At 41.9% G+C, this 16,638-nt stretch carries 16 protein-coding genes; 3 read left to right on the forward strand and 13 right to left on the reverse strand.

Features of this window, described 5'->3' with window-relative positions; translation table 11 throughout:
* Nucleotides 1-65: 65 nt before the first annotated feature.
* From ACESMA_RS00315 to ACESMA_RS00375, 13 genes are all read right to left on the reverse strand, one after another.
* Complete coding sequence (locus ACESMA_RS00315; protein WP_372946741.1) at nt 66-821, reverse strand: hypothetical protein; 756 nt, start codon at nt 819-821, stop codon at nt 66-68.
* Between the two features lie 17 nt (nt 822-838).
* Nucleotides 839-2,419: a RagB/SusD family nutrient uptake outer membrane protein gene (locus ACESMA_RS00320; protein WP_372946742.1), complete on the reverse strand. Its 1,581-nt coding sequence runs from the start codon at nt 2,417-2,419 to the stop codon at nt 839-841.
* Between the two features lie 12 nt (nt 2,420-2,431).
* Nucleotides 2,432-5,587, reverse strand: coding sequence for a SusC/RagA family TonB-linked outer membrane protein (locus tag ACESMA_RS00325; RefSeq protein ID WP_372946743.1), 3,156 nt, complete (start codon nt 5,585-5,587; stop codon nt 2,432-2,434).
* A gap of 453 nt (nt 5,588-6,040) precedes the next feature.
* Nucleotides 6,041-6,232, reverse strand: coding sequence for a hypothetical protein (locus ACESMA_RS00330; protein WP_372946744.1), 192 nt, complete (start codon nt 6,230-6,232; stop codon nt 6,041-6,043).
* Between the two features lie 207 nt (nt 6,233-6,439).
* The gene (trpA, locus tag ACESMA_RS00335; protein WP_372946745.1) at nt 6,440-7,225 is read right to left on the reverse strand and encodes a tryptophan synthase subunit alpha; all 786 of its coding nucleotides are present in this window, start codon (nt 7,223-7,225) and stop codon (nt 6,440-6,442) included.
* A gap of 136 nt (nt 7,226-7,361) precedes the next feature.
* Complete coding sequence (trpB, locus tag ACESMA_RS00340) at nt 7,362-8,543, reverse strand: tryptophan synthase subunit beta (RefSeq protein WP_372946746.1); 1,182 nt, start codon at nt 8,541-8,543, stop codon at nt 7,362-7,364.
* A gap of 97 nt (nt 8,544-8,640) precedes the next feature.
* Complete coding sequence (locus ACESMA_RS00345) at nt 8,641-9,264, reverse strand: phosphoribosylanthranilate isomerase (RefSeq protein WP_372946747.1); 624 nt, start codon at nt 9,262-9,264, stop codon at nt 8,641-8,643.
* A gap of 114 nt (nt 9,265-9,378) precedes the next feature.
* On the reverse strand, nt 9,379-10,161 hold the full coding sequence (trpC, locus tag ACESMA_RS00350) for an indole-3-glycerol phosphate synthase TrpC (protein ID WP_372946748.1): 783 nt from the start codon (nt 10,159-10,161) through the stop codon (nt 9,379-9,381).
* Nucleotides 10,162-10,322: 161 nt separating this feature from the next.
* Nucleotides 10,323-11,309, reverse strand: coding sequence for an anthranilate phosphoribosyltransferase (gene trpD / locus ACESMA_RS00355; RefSeq protein WP_372946749.1), 987 nt, complete (start codon nt 11,307-11,309; stop codon nt 10,323-10,325).
* 116 nt (nt 11,310-11,425) lie between these two features.
* Nucleotides 11,426-12,091, reverse strand: a complete 666-nt coding sequence (locus tag ACESMA_RS00360; protein WP_372946750.1) for an anthranilate synthase component II — start codon at nt 12,089-12,091, stop codon at nt 11,426-11,428.
* A 65-nt stretch (nt 12,092-12,156) separates the two neighbouring features.
* Nucleotides 12,157-13,566 (reverse strand): anthranilate synthase component I family protein, encoded by a 1,410-nt coding sequence (locus tag ACESMA_RS00365; RefSeq protein ID WP_372946751.1) that lies wholly within the window; start codon nt 13,564-13,566, stop codon nt 12,157-12,159.
* A gap of 330 nt (nt 13,567-13,896) precedes the next feature.
* On the reverse strand, nt 13,897-14,196 hold the full coding sequence (locus tag ACESMA_RS00370; protein WP_372946752.1) for a DUF86 domain-containing protein: 300 nt from the start codon (nt 14,194-14,196) through the stop codon (nt 13,897-13,899).
* The gene (locus ACESMA_RS00375; RefSeq protein WP_372946753.1) at nt 14,165-14,491 is read right to left on the reverse strand and encodes a nucleotidyltransferase family protein; all 327 of its coding nucleotides are present in this window, start codon (nt 14,489-14,491) and stop codon (nt 14,165-14,167) included. Before ACESMA_RS00375 ends, ACESMA_RS00370 begins: the two co-directional genes overlap by 32 nt.
* A 278-nt stretch (nt 14,492-14,769) precedes the next feature.
* On the opposite strand from ACESMA_RS00375, the gene ACESMA_RS00380 reads away from it, so the two are divergent.
* Genes ACESMA_RS00380 through ACESMA_RS00390 form a run of 3 tightly spaced genes read left to right on the forward strand, consistent with a single transcriptional unit; the run spans nt 14,770 to nt 16,556 of the window.
* Nucleotides 14,770-15,975 (forward strand): hypothetical protein, encoded by a 1,206-nt coding sequence (locus tag ACESMA_RS00380; RefSeq protein WP_372946754.1) that lies wholly within the window; start codon nt 14,770-14,772, stop codon nt 15,973-15,975.
* A gap of 40 nt (nt 15,976-16,015) precedes the next feature.
* Nucleotides 16,016-16,234, forward strand: coding sequence for a hypothetical protein (locus tag ACESMA_RS00385; protein ID WP_372946755.1), 219 nt, complete (start codon nt 16,016-16,018; stop codon nt 16,232-16,234).
* Nucleotides 16,224-16,556, forward strand: coding sequence for a type II toxin-antitoxin system RelE/ParE family toxin (locus ACESMA_RS00390; RefSeq protein WP_372946756.1), 333 nt, complete (start codon nt 16,224-16,226; stop codon nt 16,554-16,556). The genes ACESMA_RS00385 and ACESMA_RS00390 overlap by 11 nt, the downstream gene beginning before the upstream one ends.
* The last annotated feature ends 82 nt before the right edge of the window (nt 16,557-16,638 follow it).

Raw genomic sequence — 16,638 nt, forward strand, 5'->3', positions numbered from 1 at the left:
TTGCCAGGCAGCAGAAACAAAAAATGGCCCCAAAAGGCCATTTTTAAAAAGAGGGAATAAATAATTTATGGTAATGTTAAAACTTCCGTTTCAGGATCCCAGGCATAAACATCGGGGATGAAATGGGTTAATGACATGGTAATTGTTTTTCCATTTATCGTGCCGGTTCCCGTAATAAATACTTCTCCATATTCATCGTCGTAGTACCAGGCTGCCTGGTCATTCACCGTCACATTTTCACCTTCCACAACTATGGTAATATCATAACCGGTTTCGTAAAGGGCTTTTGCTTTGTAAAGAGTCAGGTTCCCCACTTCCAGCTTTTCCAAATCCACAGGCCATTCATCGTCAAAAAATACTGAAGTGAAAGTTCCTGTGCCAATTGGCGTGTATCTGAACGATGCCCTGTAAGAAGTTTTGTTATAAAATTCCGACGCATTATCGCCGGTTAGCGTGAGGTTGAATACGTAATTTTTGGTCGGGTCAATTTGCCCGGGTTCAACCAGCGGAACAATTTTCAAATAGGCGGAACCTTTTCCATCTTCAAAAGTGACCGTATTGCTTTCCAAATCAAAAACACCTTCGATGTTTTCGTTCATTTCCAGGGAAACGGTAGCAGTGGCAGAACCGGATAATTCTGAACGTACAACCTGCACCCGGACTGCATAATCATTTTCGGCAGACAAAACATTCCCGGAAACTACAGGTGAACTAAATGCCACATAAGGCGCATCCGGTTCATATAAAGTCCCCATATTTTCCTGGTCGCAGGAAAAAAGGGCCATTGCTAAAAGTATAAGTATTAAATAAGTATGTTTCATGATGTTTGATTTTAAGATTAATTACTGGCGAACGGATTTTGGTCGGCCGTTTCGTCCATGTTTTTATTTCCGTCGAATTCCGATTGCGGAATAGCCATCACAAAATCCGGATATTCCGGGTCAAGGGTATTTCGGGTAACCAGCTTGTCGGGATGGTTACTGCCTTCAAAGTCGCGCGTAAAGCCGGTTTTCAGCCGTTTGATATCCATAATGCGACCCACTTCGCCCCAAAGCTCAATTCTGCGTTGTAAAATAATTTCATCGAGCAGGGTTACCGGTCCTCCGGCAGGAGTTGTAGGTCCGTTGGCATCGGTGGTCGTTAAAGTGTTGGAATTGGTACGCGACGAAATGTTATAATCAGGATTGCGTTCAGCCATCAGATCCTCAAGCATTGTTCTTGCCTCGCCATATTTTCCCTGCATGCACATGGCTTCTGCTGCAATGAGCATCATTTCCTCATGGCGCATCAGAATATAATCGCCCAGTGCATTGTTCGCATCGGAAAAGCGAAATTTGAACTGGTTGTAACTGACTTCGGTTCCCAACTCCGACTCATTTTCAATTGGGCCATACCACCAGTTGTTTTTGCGCACATCGGTATCGGGCATCTGGTTATAAAGCCAGGTGCTGATACATTTTCGCGAAGTTTGTGCATAAAATTCAGTGCTGGCGTCCATGTGTGAAAAGAAAGAATCGTAGTTGGTTGACTGGTCTGCCACAATTTTCAACCCCCAAAGTACTGATTGTGCAGTAGCATCATTAAAGGCAAAACCTTTATTTAAATGATCCATAGTAAGCATGGTTGTTCCTCCGCTCATGGCCGTTTTGGCGGCAGCTTCTGCTGTCGCCCACTCGTTTTTTTCAAGCGCAATATTTGCCTTTATCCCGTTTGCCACATAATAATCGATATGTGAGGGATGATTTCTTGGTGCCGCCAAATCAGGATCCAGCAATCGTAGCGCCTCTTCCATGTCAGCGTCAATTTGTGTATACACTTCGGCTACAGTTCCCCGTGGTTTTCCTTCCGAAATATTTGTTGTAGGTTCTGTGTATATGGGAACACCCGGAGCATTTTCATTACCAATATAGGTTTGCTGGTAAAAGCGAATGAGGCCGAAGTATGCATAAGCACGCAAAGCATAAGCCTGTCCTATTAAACTGCTAATTTCGGAAGGAGATCCTTCCATGCCTTCTTCAGCAGCAATTATGGCATTTACATTGGAAATAATGGTGTAATAAAAATACCAGACCGAGTAAGGACGACCATCTTTATGGGTATAGTCAGATTTGACATTGTACCGGTAATCGAACCAGAACCAGCCTTGACCACCTTCGTGTTGCACCATGTCTTCTCCCATGAGGTCGTAGGTTAAAGTAAAGGCAGTAATGGCAAATTCCTCTGGCGCCCAGCCTTCAGACCATTCCTCTGCTACATACATGGCTCTGTAAATCCCGTTCAGGGCAACTTTGGCTTTATTCACATCCGCGAATAAAACATCGCCTGATGTGCTGTCAGTAGGATTTGTATCCAGTTCATCCAAACAGGAAACAAACACTGCCGAAAGCAGAAATACAAATAGAAACTTATATATTTTCATGATAAAATAGTTTTAAAATTTTAATTCGATTCCCAGCAGGCTCGTGCCTACCGGAGTATAGGTAAAATTGGTGGATCCGGTAAAATCATGTTGCGGATTCATACCTTCCAAATGCGAAAACAGAGCCAGATTGTCGAACGATACATAAGCCCTTAATCGTTCAATGCCAATCGTTCTGAGCATATTTACCGGCAGGGTATATCCAAACGTTAAATTCTTGATGGCAAAATAGGACGCATCAATCAACAAATTATCGGTTGCGGGTCGTGCAAAGGCTGTTCCGTTTTGAATTCTTGGAATATCGGTAACATCTCCAGGTTTCCGCCAGGCTCTTTCTATGTTAACCGTATAGTTTGTACCAATATATGTTGGGTTTAGTAATCCCCGGTAAACGTTATCGTATATTTTGCCGCCTACTGAAAAAGTGGTCATAAAAGACAAATCGAAGTTTTTGTAAACGATAAAGTTGCTTCCGAAAGCTCCGTAAAAATCGGGAATGCGACTGCCGGCAATAACCTTGCTTTGGGTTGCTTTCTGGTAATCGTCAGAAATATAAGGTTCTCCGGGATCACCGTTTTCGTCGCGATCGAACACCCAGTAAAGCTGAGCCCCGGTGGCAATGTCCACACCTGCCGAACGACTCAGGTAGAATGAATTAATTTCTTCTCCTTTGCGCTGAATCCGGTTTCCGTCAACAATCTGATCGGTTTCCCCGTCCAACTCAACAATTTCATTTTTCAAGGTGGTGAGATTCAGGTTTGCATTCCAAACAAAGTTATTTGCCCTGATAATATTCAGATTGGTATTCAACTCAAAGCCTGAATTCAGCATTTCGCCCACATTGGCCCAATAGCTATCGAAACCAAGCGAAGTGGCCATCGGTTTTTCCATGAGCATATCCACGGTTCTGCGCTGGTAATATTCAAACGAAAATTCCAGTCCGCTCCAAAGAACTGCATCAAAACCAATATTCAGGTTATTATTTTCTTCCCACTTAATGGAGGTATTTTCGAGTGACGATAGCAGTGCGCCGTTTAAGTTGGCATTAGCCCAGTCTAAATTATAAAGCGACTGCCAGCCGTAATATGTTCCAATACGGTCGTTCCCCTGTTTCCCGTAACTGGCTTTCAGTTTCAGGTTGTCAATAAAATCAGCGCCTTCAAGAAAACGTTCTTCACTAATTCTCCACGATCCACCCAATGACCAGAACTTACCCCACCTGTAATCTTTATGGAAACGGGAAGAACCGTCGGTACGAAAACTTGCTGACAAATAATACCGGTCGGCAAAGTCGTAGGTAAGGTTGCTCAAAACCGATTCAATGGAGTAATTGTCTTCAAAAGAAGTGAGCAGCGAAGTGGTGGAACCCGGGGCAAGTTCTTTTATTCCGGAATAGGGGAAGCCTGTTTTTTCAGCTTCAAGCTCATTAATTACCAGCTTGTAAAATTCGTGCCCGGCAAGTAAATTGATACTATGTTTTCCGAAACTTTTTTCATACCTCAGTAGTTCATTCACGGTAAATGAGAGGTTTCGGTTGTTCAGTATATTTAAAATACCACTAACCGTTGCTCCATCGCCAAACTCAGGATTATTGTATTGAATCCGGCGGCTGTTGGCATAATCAAATCCTATATTTGCTGAAAGTGATAACCCGTCAATGGCTGTGTTCAGCCCTTTGCCCAAAATATCAAGGTGAAACCTTCCCGACAAATTATCGGTTGTGGTATAAAAATCATCTTCATATAAAGTAGCTACTGGGTTGTAGTTCGGATTGGCGCCGGAAGGCCTGGTTAAACCATAGTCGAACTGTTTTTCTCCGGTTTCTGAAAGAACCGGATTTCCCTGTTCATCCTGCATATAAACCGGATAAATGGGCGCTAAAAACTGTGCCGAATACCAAACGTTGGAAGTTGCAGAAGTTCCGCCCCATTCCAGATATGAACTTTCAGTTTTCGAGAAATTTACATTCCCTCCGTAATTCAGCCACTCTTTGGGTGTCAATTCAGCTCCGATTCTTCCTGAAATTCGTTCAAAATCTGTTGTCTCCAGCAATCCTTCTTCATTCAGGTAAGCCAGCGAAGCAAAAATTTTTGAATTTTCAGAACCCCCGTTAAAATACAATTGGTACTCCTGTCGAGGCGCATTTTCATTGGTAATTTCTTCCAGCCAGTCAGACTGGTACAAAAGTTTGGCAGAAGAATTTACCCTTCCCGTAACCGGGTCAATCAGTTCAGAAACAGACATGTTGTAGGGATTATACATTTCATTGGCTCCGAAAATTCCATTGCTGCCTTTCATCGCTTCAACGGCCATTTGTCCGGCCAAATCGGGATGTACGCCATCTCTGTAAATCAATTCATTTTTATATCCCTGAAAGGAGGCTTCAATAAAATCGGCAGTGTTTAATGTTTTGTAGGGTTTAATTGCCCTGTTGGTTACACCGTAGGACGCTTTGAGCTCAACCGAAAGTTGTTCAGCTTTTCCTTTTTTGGTTGTAATTACAACCACGCCGTTTGCTCCTCGCGAACCATACAATGCTCCGGCTGAAGCATCTTTCAGAATAGTCATCGACTCGATGTCGCCCGGGTTAATGGAGTTCAGATTCCCGTCAAAAGGAACCCCGTCAACAACATAGAGCGGGCTATTATCGGAATTGATGGACCCAAATCCGCGGATAATAATATCTGCACCTTCACCGGGCTGCCCTGTACCCGAAGTGGTTTGAACACCCGCAACCTGACCTTCCAGCGCTTTTGAAATGTTGGCCACAGACCTTTTTTGCAGCATCTCATTGTCAATCACTCCGGCAGAACCGGTAAATGACTCTTTTTTGGCCACACCATAAGCCACCACCATCACTTCGTCCATGCCAATAATTTCCTGTTCCATTACCACATCGTAATTGGTGGCTGAAGTAACAGGAACCTCAACTGTTTTCAATCCAACAAAAGAGAACAGGATTGTTTCATTTTCAGGAACCCTGAGTGTGAAATTACCGTCAGTATCAGTAATTGTACCAATGGAAGTGCCACTTACAACTACCGAAACACCTGGAATAGGTGCCCCGTCGTCCCGGGATGTCACCTTTCCGTTAATTTGCTTTGTTTGTGCATTTGCGTAAAATACTGCAAAACACAAAACCAAACTGAATAAAAGTAGTTTCTTCATAAAAGTTAATTTTTGTGATATTTTTTTTTGGAATAAATCCTCAAATCAAAAAAAAAGCCCCTGCCGGGGAAACAGGAGCTTTAGTAATTTACCCTTCGGTAATTCAACACGCTGCAATTTTTAATGCTGTTTAACTATTTCTATGAAAATTGCTGTGTTAGTTTTTAAAACTGTTATTGTTTTTCCCCGAATTTTTTCAAAATTTCAACAATGATTAAATGCTTTTCATTTTATTGTTTTCTGGCTTTGAGACCAAACTTAGGGTTTCTGAAAATAAGTGATGAAAAAATTCAATGAATGGGCGTATTAAAAAAGTAAAATGCAGGAAATGCAACAATAGTGATAAACTACGCAGGATATGGTTGTTTGTGGATAGAATTAAACGGGTTACTGATAAAACAGAATTATTGACAGAAAAATGGGGTGCATTTTTCAATACACCCCTTGGTTTTTTTACGCCGCGACGCCTGAAAAAACTTCTTCCAGAACATCGGGATACTTATTTTTAAAATTTTGATAGCACCAGTCGTGCAATTCCTGAACCTCTGAAGGTTCTACCCATTGAATACACTTTGCCAGTTCTTTTCGGAACAAGTGTTTGCTAAAACTCACTTTGGGTAAAATAACTTTTGCGTAATCGAGCATGGTCCAAATATTTTAGTTTTATAAATCCGACATTAATATAACACCTAAAAACAATTAATGGTATGTTGTAAAATATGGTTTAACATTCATTAACTATGCCATACCAAATCGTCTTTTTCTATTTGATTGTATCATTGCCCGTTACTAAAAAGTTACATAAAACTGTTTAAAAACATTAACGATTATTTTTTGATTTTTTTCAAAAAATTAATCAGAAATTCGAATATTCCGTACAAAGTTTTCAATACACTTTTTAATTTCTTTACACTCTTGCAACGCTTTTACAAAAGCACTCCCAATAATGGCGCCGCTGGCGTATTTGCAGGCATTAACAAAGGTAGAACTATCCGAAATTCCGAAGCCTATTAACCTGGGGTTAATTAAATTCATCTGTTGAATCCGTTCGAAATAATCCTGGTGAAAATCTTCCACTTTTTTGCCGGCGCCGGTAGTTGATGCCGAAGAAACCATGTAAATAAATCCACCGGAAGATTCATCTATTTGCTGGATACGTGCTTCGGGTGTTTGAGGCGTAATCAGCAAAATGTTGTGCAAATTGTTTTTTGTGAAATGTTCCTTGTACTGCGCTTCAAATTCCTCCAAAGGCAGGTCGGGCAAAATGGCTCCGTCAATTCCAGTTTCACTGCATTTTTTGCAGAATTCTTGCACGCCAAACTGCATTACCGGATTGAAGTACCCCATTAAAATCAGTGGAATTTTTACCGATTGCCGGATGTTTTTCAGTTGGTCGAAAAGCAAATGAAGCGACATCCCGTTTTTCAGGGCAATTTCACTGCTGTGCTGAATGGTGGGCCCGTCAGCGGTTGGGTCAGAAAAAGGAATGCCGATTTCGATGAGGTCCACCCCGTTTTTTTCCAATTCCTGAATAATTTCAACGGTGTCGTTCAATTTTGGAAATCCGGCTGTAAAATAGACCGAAAGAATATTCTCTTTTTTCGTTTCGAAAAGCTGGTTGATTCTGTTTTTCATCATGTTAAGAATAAGCCCCCTAAATCCCCCAAAGGGGGAGTTGGAGAAGACAATTTTACTATTTGTTATACATTTATATTTTCCTTTTTCTCGTTTTCTTCTCTTATTCCCTCCCTTTGGGAGGGTTAGGGAGGGCCCACTAATACCCAAAATACTCCAAATACGTTTCCATGTCCTTATTGCCGCTACCCGAGAGGTTAATCACGTTCACATCGTCCGGTTTCATTTCAATTTTTTCGAGAGCTGCCAGTGCATGTGCCGATTCCAGCGCCGGAATGATTCCTTCTTTCTGGGTGAGTAGAAGTGCAGCCTGCAAAACTTCTTCATCAGTAGCAGCAATGTATTTTGCCCTTCCGGTTTTAAACAGATGCGCGTGCAACGGCCCGATTCCCGGATAATCCAGTCCGGCAGAAATAGAATACGGTTCTGTGATTTGCCCGTCTCGATTTTGCATAAGCATGGTGCGGCTGGCATGCAACACACCCGGCGAGCCCACCAGCAAAGTAGCAGCAGTTTCTGGTGTTTCCACTCCTTTCCCGGCAGCTTCCACGCCAATCAGTTCAACCTGTTCATCATCCAGATAATGGTAAAAAGCACCGGCGGCATTACTTCCGCCACCCACACAAGCAATTATTCTGGTAGGAAATTCACTTCCGGTTTGTTCCAACAGTTGATTTTTCATCTCTTTGCTGATGACCGACTGAAAACGGGCCACCATATCGGGGAAAGGGTGCGGCCCAACCACAGAACCGATGATGTAGTGCGTGTCTTCCGGATTGTTGATCCAGTCGCGCATGGCTTCATTGGTGGCGTCTTTCAAGGTTTTGTTGCCACTGTGCACGGGAATCACTTCGGCGCCCAGCATTTTCATCTTTTTTACATTGGGTGCCTGCCGCTGCACATCGAGCGCACCCATGTAAACCACGCATTTTAACCCTTTTAGCGCACAAACAGTGGCGGTGGCCACGCCGTGCTGTCCGGCGCCGGTTTCTGCAATAATACGGGTTTTGCCCAGCTTTTCGGCCAGTAAAATCTGCCCCACCGTATTGTTCAGTTTGTGCGACCCGGTGTGGTTCAAATCTTCGCGCTTCAGGTAAATTTTTGTGCCGTAATGTTCCGATAATCGGCCGGCAAAGTACAACGGCGACGGCCGGCCTACGTAATCTTTCATTAACTGGTCGAATTCTTTTTTGAATTCCGGTGATTCGATAATCTCCAGGTAACGGCGTCGGAGCTCATCGATGTTGGCAAACATCATTTCGGGAATCCAGGCCCCGCCAAACTCTCCGTAATATCCTTTTTCGTTAACGTTAAACTTCATTTCTGTAATTTTATTCGTGTTTCTTGTCATTCCCATGAAGATGGGAATCTGCTAAAATTTTGCAGATTCCCGCCTACGCGGGAATGACGGTTGTTCATTAGTTGATTTCTGCAATAAATTGTTTTAACTTTTCCACATTTTTTACTCCCGGTTCATCTTCAAAACCGCTGTTCAGGTCAATTCCGAAAAGCTGTGGATGTTGAAGTTTTCTGATGGCCTCGGCATCCTCCGGTACAATTCCCCCGCTTAAAAAGAAGGGAACATTTACCTGGTATTTTTCCAAAATTTTCCAGTTAAATTTTTTCCCGGAGCCTCCCGGCAAGTCTGTTTTTGTATCGAACAGAAAATAATCCACACTTTTTTCGTAAGCGTTAATCGAAGCAAAATCAAAATCTTCATTCAGGTTGAAAGCTTTTATCACTTTCAATCCCTGTTTTTTTAACAACCGGCAGGTTTTTGGATTTTCTTTTCCATGTAACTGAACATATTCAAATCCAAGGTTTTTGGCCAGCCCAAGAATTTCAAAAGCGTTTTCATCCACAAAAACGGCCACTTTAAGTTTAGCTGATTGGAAAAGTCCCGGTTCGGTGTTTTCTCCCACAAATCGTTTCGATTTAGGGTAAAAAATGAATCCCAGAAAATCCACAGGAAGTTTTTCCACCGCTTCCCGGTTGGCGGTGAATTTCATTCCGCATACTTTTATTTTCAGATTATCAATCATTTTACTTCTTTTCTAGATTTGTTTTGTCATGATTTTTGTTTGCTAAGCCACAAAAACACATGCCAAAACTTGTGCAATCTTTTTCTCTTACACCGCCCTAAAGGACGGTGCTAATTATAAACTTTCAATTAACTTTTTACACGCTTCTCCCGGGTTGTCGGTTTTCATAAAGGTTTCGCCAATCAGAAACCCTTTAAAACCGTGCTTCCTTAAATAATGAATCGCTTCCGCGCCAGCCAGTCCGCTTTCCGAAATTTTCACAAACCGATCGGGAATAAGCTTTGCCAGTTTTACCGAAGTTTCCACATCCACTTCAAAAGTTTTCAGGTTGCGGTTGTTTACACCCACAAGTTCCACAAAATCGTTCAACAAATTCAGTTCATTGGCATTATGAACTTCCATTAGCACTTCCATGCCCAGACTTTTTGCTTTTTTGGCCAATGTTGCGGCCTGTTCTTTTTCCAGGCAGGCTGCAATAAGGAGAATCACATCGGCTCCAAATGCTTTTGCTTCCACCAACTGGTAGGTGTCAATAATAAAATCTTTACGAAGAATTGGAATTGCCGGATTCGTTTCGCGCGCTTTGGCCAGGTTGGCCAGAGTTCCGCCAAAATAATCGTAATCGGTTAAAACGGACAAACCTGCCGCTCCGGCTTCTGAGTATCCTTTGGTCACTTCTTCCACCTTCACCCCAAAATTGATTTCCCCTTTCGATGGCGACTTTTGCTTAAACTCAGCAATGATTCCGGAAGAACTGTTTTTCAGCAAAGCTGTTTTCAGCGAATTGCATTTCCGCTGGTAACCGGGAAATTTTTTGAGTTGTGCCGCCGGAATCGCCTTTTTCTGCCGGGCTACTTCCACCTTTTTGGTTTCAATTATTTTTTCGAGAATATTCATGTTTTCTTGTTTTTGCACCGTCCTTTAGGTCGGTGTTGTATTACATATTTTCCCGGTTGGAATTTCTGAAAAATGGTATTCTAAATTTTACCATTTTTCAGAAATTCCTTTCCACCTCATTCATTTTTAATTTTCACCGCCCTAAAGGACGGTGCTATTTTTTAATCTACAACCGCTTTCAGTTTTTGTAATGCCCTGCCACTTTTTAGCGATTCACCCGCCATATCCACACATTCCGGTAAACTTTTTTCCGGATAAACCAGGTTCAGGCCCACAGCTGCGTTGGCTACCACCACGTTGTTTTGTTCTTTTGAACCTTTTCCTTCCAGAATATGCATAAAAATCTGAGCAGCTTCTTTAATGGAATCGCCGCCATAAATGGATTCAGGTTGAATTTTTTCAAACCCAAAATCGGCAGGTGAAAAATACCCTTCTTTTTCATTCTGTGCAAAACGGGTAGAATCGGTGAGCGAAACCTCGTCGTACCCGTCGTTGCTGTTGATAACCGTAAAATTTATATCCAGCGTTTCGTACACATTTCTGTAGTGATTGAAATTTTCAGTATTATTTACGCCCAGTACCTGGTATTTTGGTGAAGAGGGATTCACCATTGGACCCAAAATATTGAAAAAAGTCTGCACTTTCAAAGCCCGGCGCACTGGTGCAATGTATTTCATGGCCGGGTGAAAAAGCGGTGCGTGCATAAAACAGAAGTTGCTTTTTTCCAGGTCGTTTTTCAGCTTATCCAGGTCGTTGCTGAATTTGTAACCCATGAGTTCGAGCAGGTTGGACGAGCCGCTGGTGGACGAAACGGCGTAGTTGCCATGTTTGGCTACATTCACTCCGGCACCGGCAATAATAAAACAGGCCAGCGTTGAGATGTTAAACGTATTTTTTCCGTCGCCACCGGTACCCACCACATCGATGGCATCGTAACCGGAAAGATCAGTCACGAGGCAAAGTTCAGCCATGGCATCACGGAATCCGGCCAGTTCATCGGAAGTGATTGGTCTCATCTTAAAAACAGTAAGAAACGAAGCGAACTCCGCCTCGCTGTGCATTCCTTTTCCCACTTCCAGCAGACTTTTTTTCGCCTGCTCTCGTGTCAGATTATTTCCTTCAAATAAATATTCCAGTGTATTTTTCATGCTATTCAACTTTTATTTTGCGGTGCGTACAATGTCTGTTTTTCAATGAACGGAATTGGACGCACCTCGATTTAATTGCCAAAATTCCGCCCCCGGGATAAATTCCGGGGCTATTTTTATTCTCCCATTTTGTGGGAGTTGGAGGGGGTTCCTAACCAATTTTCAATCATTTTTTCTCCCAGTGGGGTTAAAACCGATTCAGGGTGAAACTGAACGCCTTCCACATCAAACGTTTTATGCTTCATCGACATAATCATTCCTTCGTTGTCGAAGCTTGTGATTTCGAAGCATTCAGGAAGATTTTCCTTTTCCACAATCCAAGAATGGTAACGTCCTACGTCAAATGAATCGGGCAATCCGTTAAAAAGAACAGATCGGTTGACGGTAAGTTTAACCGGTGTTGCCATTCCGTGAATTACGCGGTTCATGTTGCGCAGTTTCCCTCCAAAAGCTTCGCCAATGGCCTGGTGCCCCAAACAAACACCCAGAATGCTTTTTTTCGGTGCGTATTCCTTAATAATTTCCAATAACAATCCGGATTCGTCTGGCAGTCCCGGTCCGGGTGAAAGCACAATTTTGTCGTACTTTTCAATATCTTCCAGCGCAATTTCATCGTTGCGGAACACATCCACCGGCAATCCTGAAATTTTTTTAATGGCATGCACCAGATTGTATGTGAACGAATCGTAATTATCAATAACTAAAATAGAGCCTCCTTTAATCCCTCCAAAGGAAGGAGATTGGGCTGCGTTCTTTTTTTTACTGTTTTCTTTTGATATCATTTTTCTCTTTTTTACTGATTCATTTTCTTATTCCTTCCCCTTGGGGGAAGGTTAGGATGGGGCTCCTAATTTATCTCCTTCGCCATTTCAATCGCTTTTTTCAACGCTGCCAGCTTGTTGTTCACCTCCTGCAGTTCGCTTTCTTCTTTCGAATCGGCTACAATTCCGGCCCCGGCCTGGTAAAACAGGCGATTGTTTTTGCTCATAAACGACCGAATCATGATGGCATGGTTCACGGTGCGGTCGAACCCAAGATAACCAATGCAGCCACCATAATAACCCCGGTTTTGATTTTCGTATTTGTCAATCAGTTCCATGGCCTTGTACTTGGGCGCTCCGGAAAGTGTACCTGCCGGAAACGTTTCCCCCAAAACCTTTATCAGGTTGGTGTCGTCAGTAATTTCGCCTGAAACCTGAGAAACGAGGTGAATCACATGCGAATAGAACTGCACTTCGCGGTAAGTTTCCACAACCACATGGTTTGCATTCCGGCTGAGGTCGTTGCGGGCCAAGTCAACCAACATCACGTGTTCCGCATTTTCTTTAGGGTCTTTGCTTAGTTGTTCGGCCAGTTCGCGATCCTGCTCGTCGTTGCCGGTGCGTTTAAAAGTGCCGGCAATGGGATGGATATAAGCTTTGTTGTTTTTCACCCGCAGTTCGGCCTCCGGACTGGAGCCAAAAATCCGGTACGAACCGTAATCGAAATAAAACAAATAAGGCGATGGATTAATGGAACGCAGTGCGCGGTAAACATTAAAATCATCGCCTTCGTACTGCTGCGAAAACTGCCGGCTCAGCACAATCTGAAACACATCGCCCCGGTAACAGTGCTGTTTCCCTTTGGTTACCATCTGCATGTATTCCTCATCGGTAATATTCGAAGCTTCGCTGTTTAAGGGTTGAAACTTGGCCGTCGAAAAATTGAGATTAATGAGCAGGTGATGAATGTAATCCATTTGTGAGTTTTCGCCATCGAGCAGGTTTTCCACCATGTGAATCTGGTTTTTGTGGTGGTCGATAGCCACAATGTACTTGTAGAAACAGTACTTCACTTCCGGAATCTGATATCCATCTTTCTTTTCAGCCGTAAAATGAATGTTCTCGAAATGCTGCACCGCATCGAAATTGATGTACCCAAACAGTCCGTTTGCCGGAATTTTTATTTCTTCTGATTCCACATTGAACGTTTTGAAAAAATCATCCAGTTCATCGTGAAGTTTTCGTTTTTCCGAAAGCATGAACTTTTCTTTCTCTTTTCCCGGAAACTCGCGGGTTACTTCGCTATTGTTCACTGTAAAACAGGCCACAGGATTGAAACACACAAACGAGTATGCATTTTCATGTCCGTGATAATCCGAGCTTTCCAAAAGAATTGCCTTTGGGTAAAGCGTTCGCAACCGCAGGTAAATGCTCACCGGCGTCACTGTGTCGGCCAGAATTTTACGAACTACAGGTTTAAATTTTAATTTTTCCATAATTATAAGAAGCCCCCTAACCCCCAAGGGGGGAATTGGGTAACGGCAATATTTAAAGTTTATAATTCAATTTCTTTTTTCTTTTTCTTTTTTTCCCTCAATTACTCCTCCCCTTTGGGGAGGTTGGGAGAGGCTTCTCTCTTTTTCCCTCCCTTTGGGAGGGTTAGGGAGGGCTCCCAAAAAAAAACGGCTCACCGTGATTCGATGAGCCGTTTTTTGCTTTTCGGGCAATAGCGTTACTTCTCTTCACGGATTTGTAAAAAGTTGCTGTGCCACCACCAGTTTGTATTTTTATAAACTTTCATTTCAATAATTCTTTTACTTCTTTTTTCAAAACAGGAAGATGCCTTTTAATTGTTCCCCAATTATCTCATCATCAATCTTATCATATCCATGGATTACCCTGTTTCTCATCCCGATTATTCTTTCAGCACTGGTAATTTTAATATCTTTATTGTTCTTCAATAAAGCATTTGTCGCTTCTCCAATGATTTCGAATTCTCTTTCAACAGCTCTCCTTACCATTTTGTTCTTTTGATATTGAAAGAAATCAATATTTTCAATGTACTTTTCAATTGACTCTGCCGATTCCAGAATTTCAAATAAGTATTTCCTGGCTTTGTCTGTCATAAATCAGCGTTTTACTTTCTTCAACCGATTGAATAAAATAGGGATTTGAAAGTGAATTAACAGTCACAAGATCCACCTTCCTTTCTAAAATTTCTTCCAGATTTTCTGCCAGTAAAAAATAGTTTTCAGCATAATCTTCAGGTTTCATTTTCTCAAATGAAACCAAAAAATCAATATCACTTTCAGGTGAAAAAGTAAATTTTGTGGCTGAACCAAAAATCCAAAGCTTTTCAACTTTTAATTCCTCGCAAAGCGATGCTATTTTTTGAATTCTATTTTTTACTATTTCTATCATTTCTCACAAACAAAAAAACCTGCCCTTTTCGAGGAGCAGGTCCAAATTGAAATATCTTTAAAAAATACCAATATGGCTATAAACTCCTCACTTAAGTAAGAAGACCCCACCACGGAAGCCATATTGTATTTATATTTTGAATCATTTTTTCTTTTAACTAAGGTCAAAAGAATAAAAAAAAATTCACAAACAAAAAATTCAGACCACTTTTTTCTAAAACCTTCCTTTTAATTTATCGTAATCTAATGTGTCGTTTAAATCAATTTAATAAAACGGCTATGCAAAAATTAACTGACTATCAAAAGCTAATCACATGCATTGCGGCATTCTTTTTTGCAGTGCACACTATTTTTTCACAAATCCCTGAAGTCACGTGGGAAAAGAATTTCGAAATTCGTGCATCCCATTATTTTTCCGATGTTCTGGAAATGCCGGGTGGAAATTTTATTCTTTTGGGCGCCATTGAAAAACCGGAAGACCGGAGTTTCGACATCTGGCTCCTGGAATGCAACAGCCAGGGCGACACATTAAAAACCAAAGTGTTTGGGTTTCCCGGGAATGATATTCCGATGAAAGTTATTGCCAACGGAGAAAATGGATTTCTGATTGCATACATCAATAAACCGGAAGAAACAGAGAGCTTCGCCCGGCTGCTGGCAGTGGATCTGGCTTTTGCTGAACTGTGGACAGCAGAAACCGACCAACCATCTTCTCTTTTGCGTACCGATATAACCGTGGACCAATCCGGGCAAATCTGGTGGATGAATACTTTCAATAATCACGCAGGACAATCAGTTTTTTCGCTTTGGAAACTGGACAAAGAAGGCAAAAAAACAGCAGAGTTCAGTTTTGAAGAAAATACCCCGGCAGCAGGTTATGCCATTCGAACCCTTCCCGACGGAACGCTGGCTGTTTCAAGTCAAATCCAGCCACCTAAGGGAAAACCAACTGTTCAGGTAATCCGGGTTGACACCGATGGAAAAACTTTATGGAAAACAGCTCTTCCACAATCGGAAAAAATGCTTACACCACAATGTTTGTGCTGTTCTCCCGATAATACCTTGCTGGTGGGTGGCTATGTCGGTTTATGCTACAATCCGGATGCACCGGCTGATGAGCAAATCTGGGATTACGATTACCTGCTGACCAAGCTGGATGCCACGGGGAAAGTGCTCTGGACGCAAAACTACAACCGAGAAGGTTCGGAAAAAGGAACTGCCATTGCCATTCTTCCCGACGGAAACATTATGGCTGCAGGCAAATGTGAAACCTCGTTTACCGGCACCATCGGTCCATGGCTGCTTTTCATCGATAAAAACGGGAAAATGGTGAATAACCAGGTATTCAAGTTCCGGTTTGTTCATGATCAGGCTGCGCGGATTATTTGTACTTCTGACGGCGGTCTTCTGATGATCGGCCCGGGTTTTATTGATACTGAACACCGGCTGACAGGTTGGGTGAAAAAACTGAAGCCGGTTTTGTAAATACTATTTTTTTGTATTTTTGCCATAAAATGAAGGGATTATGAAACAAGTGGTTTTAAATGTACCGGATAATAAATTCTCCTTTTTTATGGAGCTTATTAAAAGCCTTGGGTTTGTTAAAATATCCAATGAACGAAAACTGACAAAAAAGGATTTGGAATTTGTTGAGGGCACCCAAAATTCACTCAGTCAGGTAGAAAGACATTTGAAAGGCGAAATTAAGCTAAAAACTGCAGATCAATTATTCAATGAGCTTTAATGTTTATACTACCGGCTTCTTTGAAAAAGAGCTTAAAAAGCTATCGAGAAAATACCCTTCTTTAAAAGGGGATTACAAACTATTACTGGATTCATTAAAGTACAACCCAAAGCAAGGAGAACCCTTAGGAAAGAATTGTTATAAAATTCGGATGGCTATAACTTCAAAAGGAAAGGGGAAAAGTGGAGGCAGCCGGGTAATTTCCTGTGTAAAAGTTTTTGCCAATTCAGTTTTTCTACTCTCAATTTGTGACAAATCCCAAAAACAAAATATATCAGATAGCGAATTGGACCATCTACTTAAGTTAGCGGGATTATTATAAAAATTTCGACAATTATGCTTCCAACACGACTGTATATCAGTGTAAAGTAGATTTCACAAATTAACGGGGTATTGTATAGTGA

It is taken from the genome of Mariniphaga sp. (assembly GCF_041687215.1).
In the GTDB taxonomy this organism is placed as follows: Bacteria; Bacteroidota; Bacteroidia; order Bacteroidales; family Prolixibacteraceae; genus Mariniphaga.

Excerpts from the sequence above, each read along its gene's own strand:
- ACESMA_RS00315 (WP_372946741.1), bottom strand. The coding sequence starts at position 821 with ATGAAACATACTTATTTAATACTTATACTTTTAGCAATGGCCCTTTTT.
- ACESMA_RS00320 (WP_372946742.1), bottom strand. The coding sequence starts at position 2,419 with ATGAAAATATATAAGTTTCTATTTGTATTTCTGCTTTCGGCAGTGTTT.
- ACESMA_RS00325 (WP_372946743.1), bottom strand. The coding sequence starts at position 5,587 with ATGAAGAAACTACTTTTATTCAGTTTGGTTTTGTGTTTTGCAGTATTT.
- ACESMA_RS00330 (WP_372946744.1), bottom strand. The coding sequence starts at position 6,232 with ATGCTCGATTACGCAAAAGTTATTTTACCCAAAGTGAGTTTTAGCAAA.
- trpA (WP_372946745.1), bottom strand. The coding sequence starts at position 7,225 with ATGATGAAAAACAGAATCAACCAGCTTTTCGAAACGAAAAAAGAGAAT.
- trpB (WP_372946746.1), bottom strand. The coding sequence starts at position 8,543 with ATGAAGTTTAACGTTAACGAAAAAGGATATTACGGAGAGTTTGGCGGG.
- ACESMA_RS00345 (WP_372946747.1), bottom strand. The coding sequence starts at position 9,264 with ATGATTGATAATCTGAAAATAAAAGTATGCGGAATGAAATTCACCGCC.
- trpC (WP_372946748.1), bottom strand. The coding sequence starts at position 10,161 with ATGAATATTCTCGAAAAAATAATTGAAACCAAAAAGGTGGAAGTAGCC.
- trpD (WP_372946749.1), bottom strand. The coding sequence starts at position 11,309 with ATGAAAAATACACTGGAATATTTATTTGAAGGAAATAATCTGACACGA.
- ACESMA_RS00360 (WP_372946750.1), bottom strand. The coding sequence starts at position 12,091 with ATGATATCAAAAGAAAACAGTAAAAAAAAGAACGCAGCCCAATCTCCT.
- ACESMA_RS00365 (WP_372946751.1), bottom strand. The coding sequence starts at position 13,566 with ATGGAAAAATTAAAATTTAAACCTGTAGTTCGTAAAATTCTGGCCGAC.
- ACESMA_RS00370 (WP_372946752.1), bottom strand. The coding sequence starts at position 14,196 with ATGACAGACAAAGCCAGGAAATACTTATTTGAAATTCTGGAATCGGCA.
- ACESMA_RS00375 (WP_372946753.1), bottom strand. The coding sequence starts at position 14,491 with ATGATAGAAATAGTAAAAAATAGAATTCAAAAAATAGCATCGCTTTGC.
- ACESMA_RS00380 (WP_372946754.1), top strand. The coding sequence starts at position 14,770 with ATGCAAAAATTAACTGACTATCAAAAGCTAATCACATGCATTGCGGCA.
- ACESMA_RS00385 (WP_372946755.1), top strand. The coding sequence starts at position 16,016 with ATGAAACAAGTGGTTTTAAATGTACCGGATAATAAATTCTCCTTTTTT.
- ACESMA_RS00390 (WP_372946756.1), top strand. The coding sequence starts at position 16,224 with ATGAGCTTTAATGTTTATACTACCGGCTTCTTTGAAAAAGAGCTTAAA.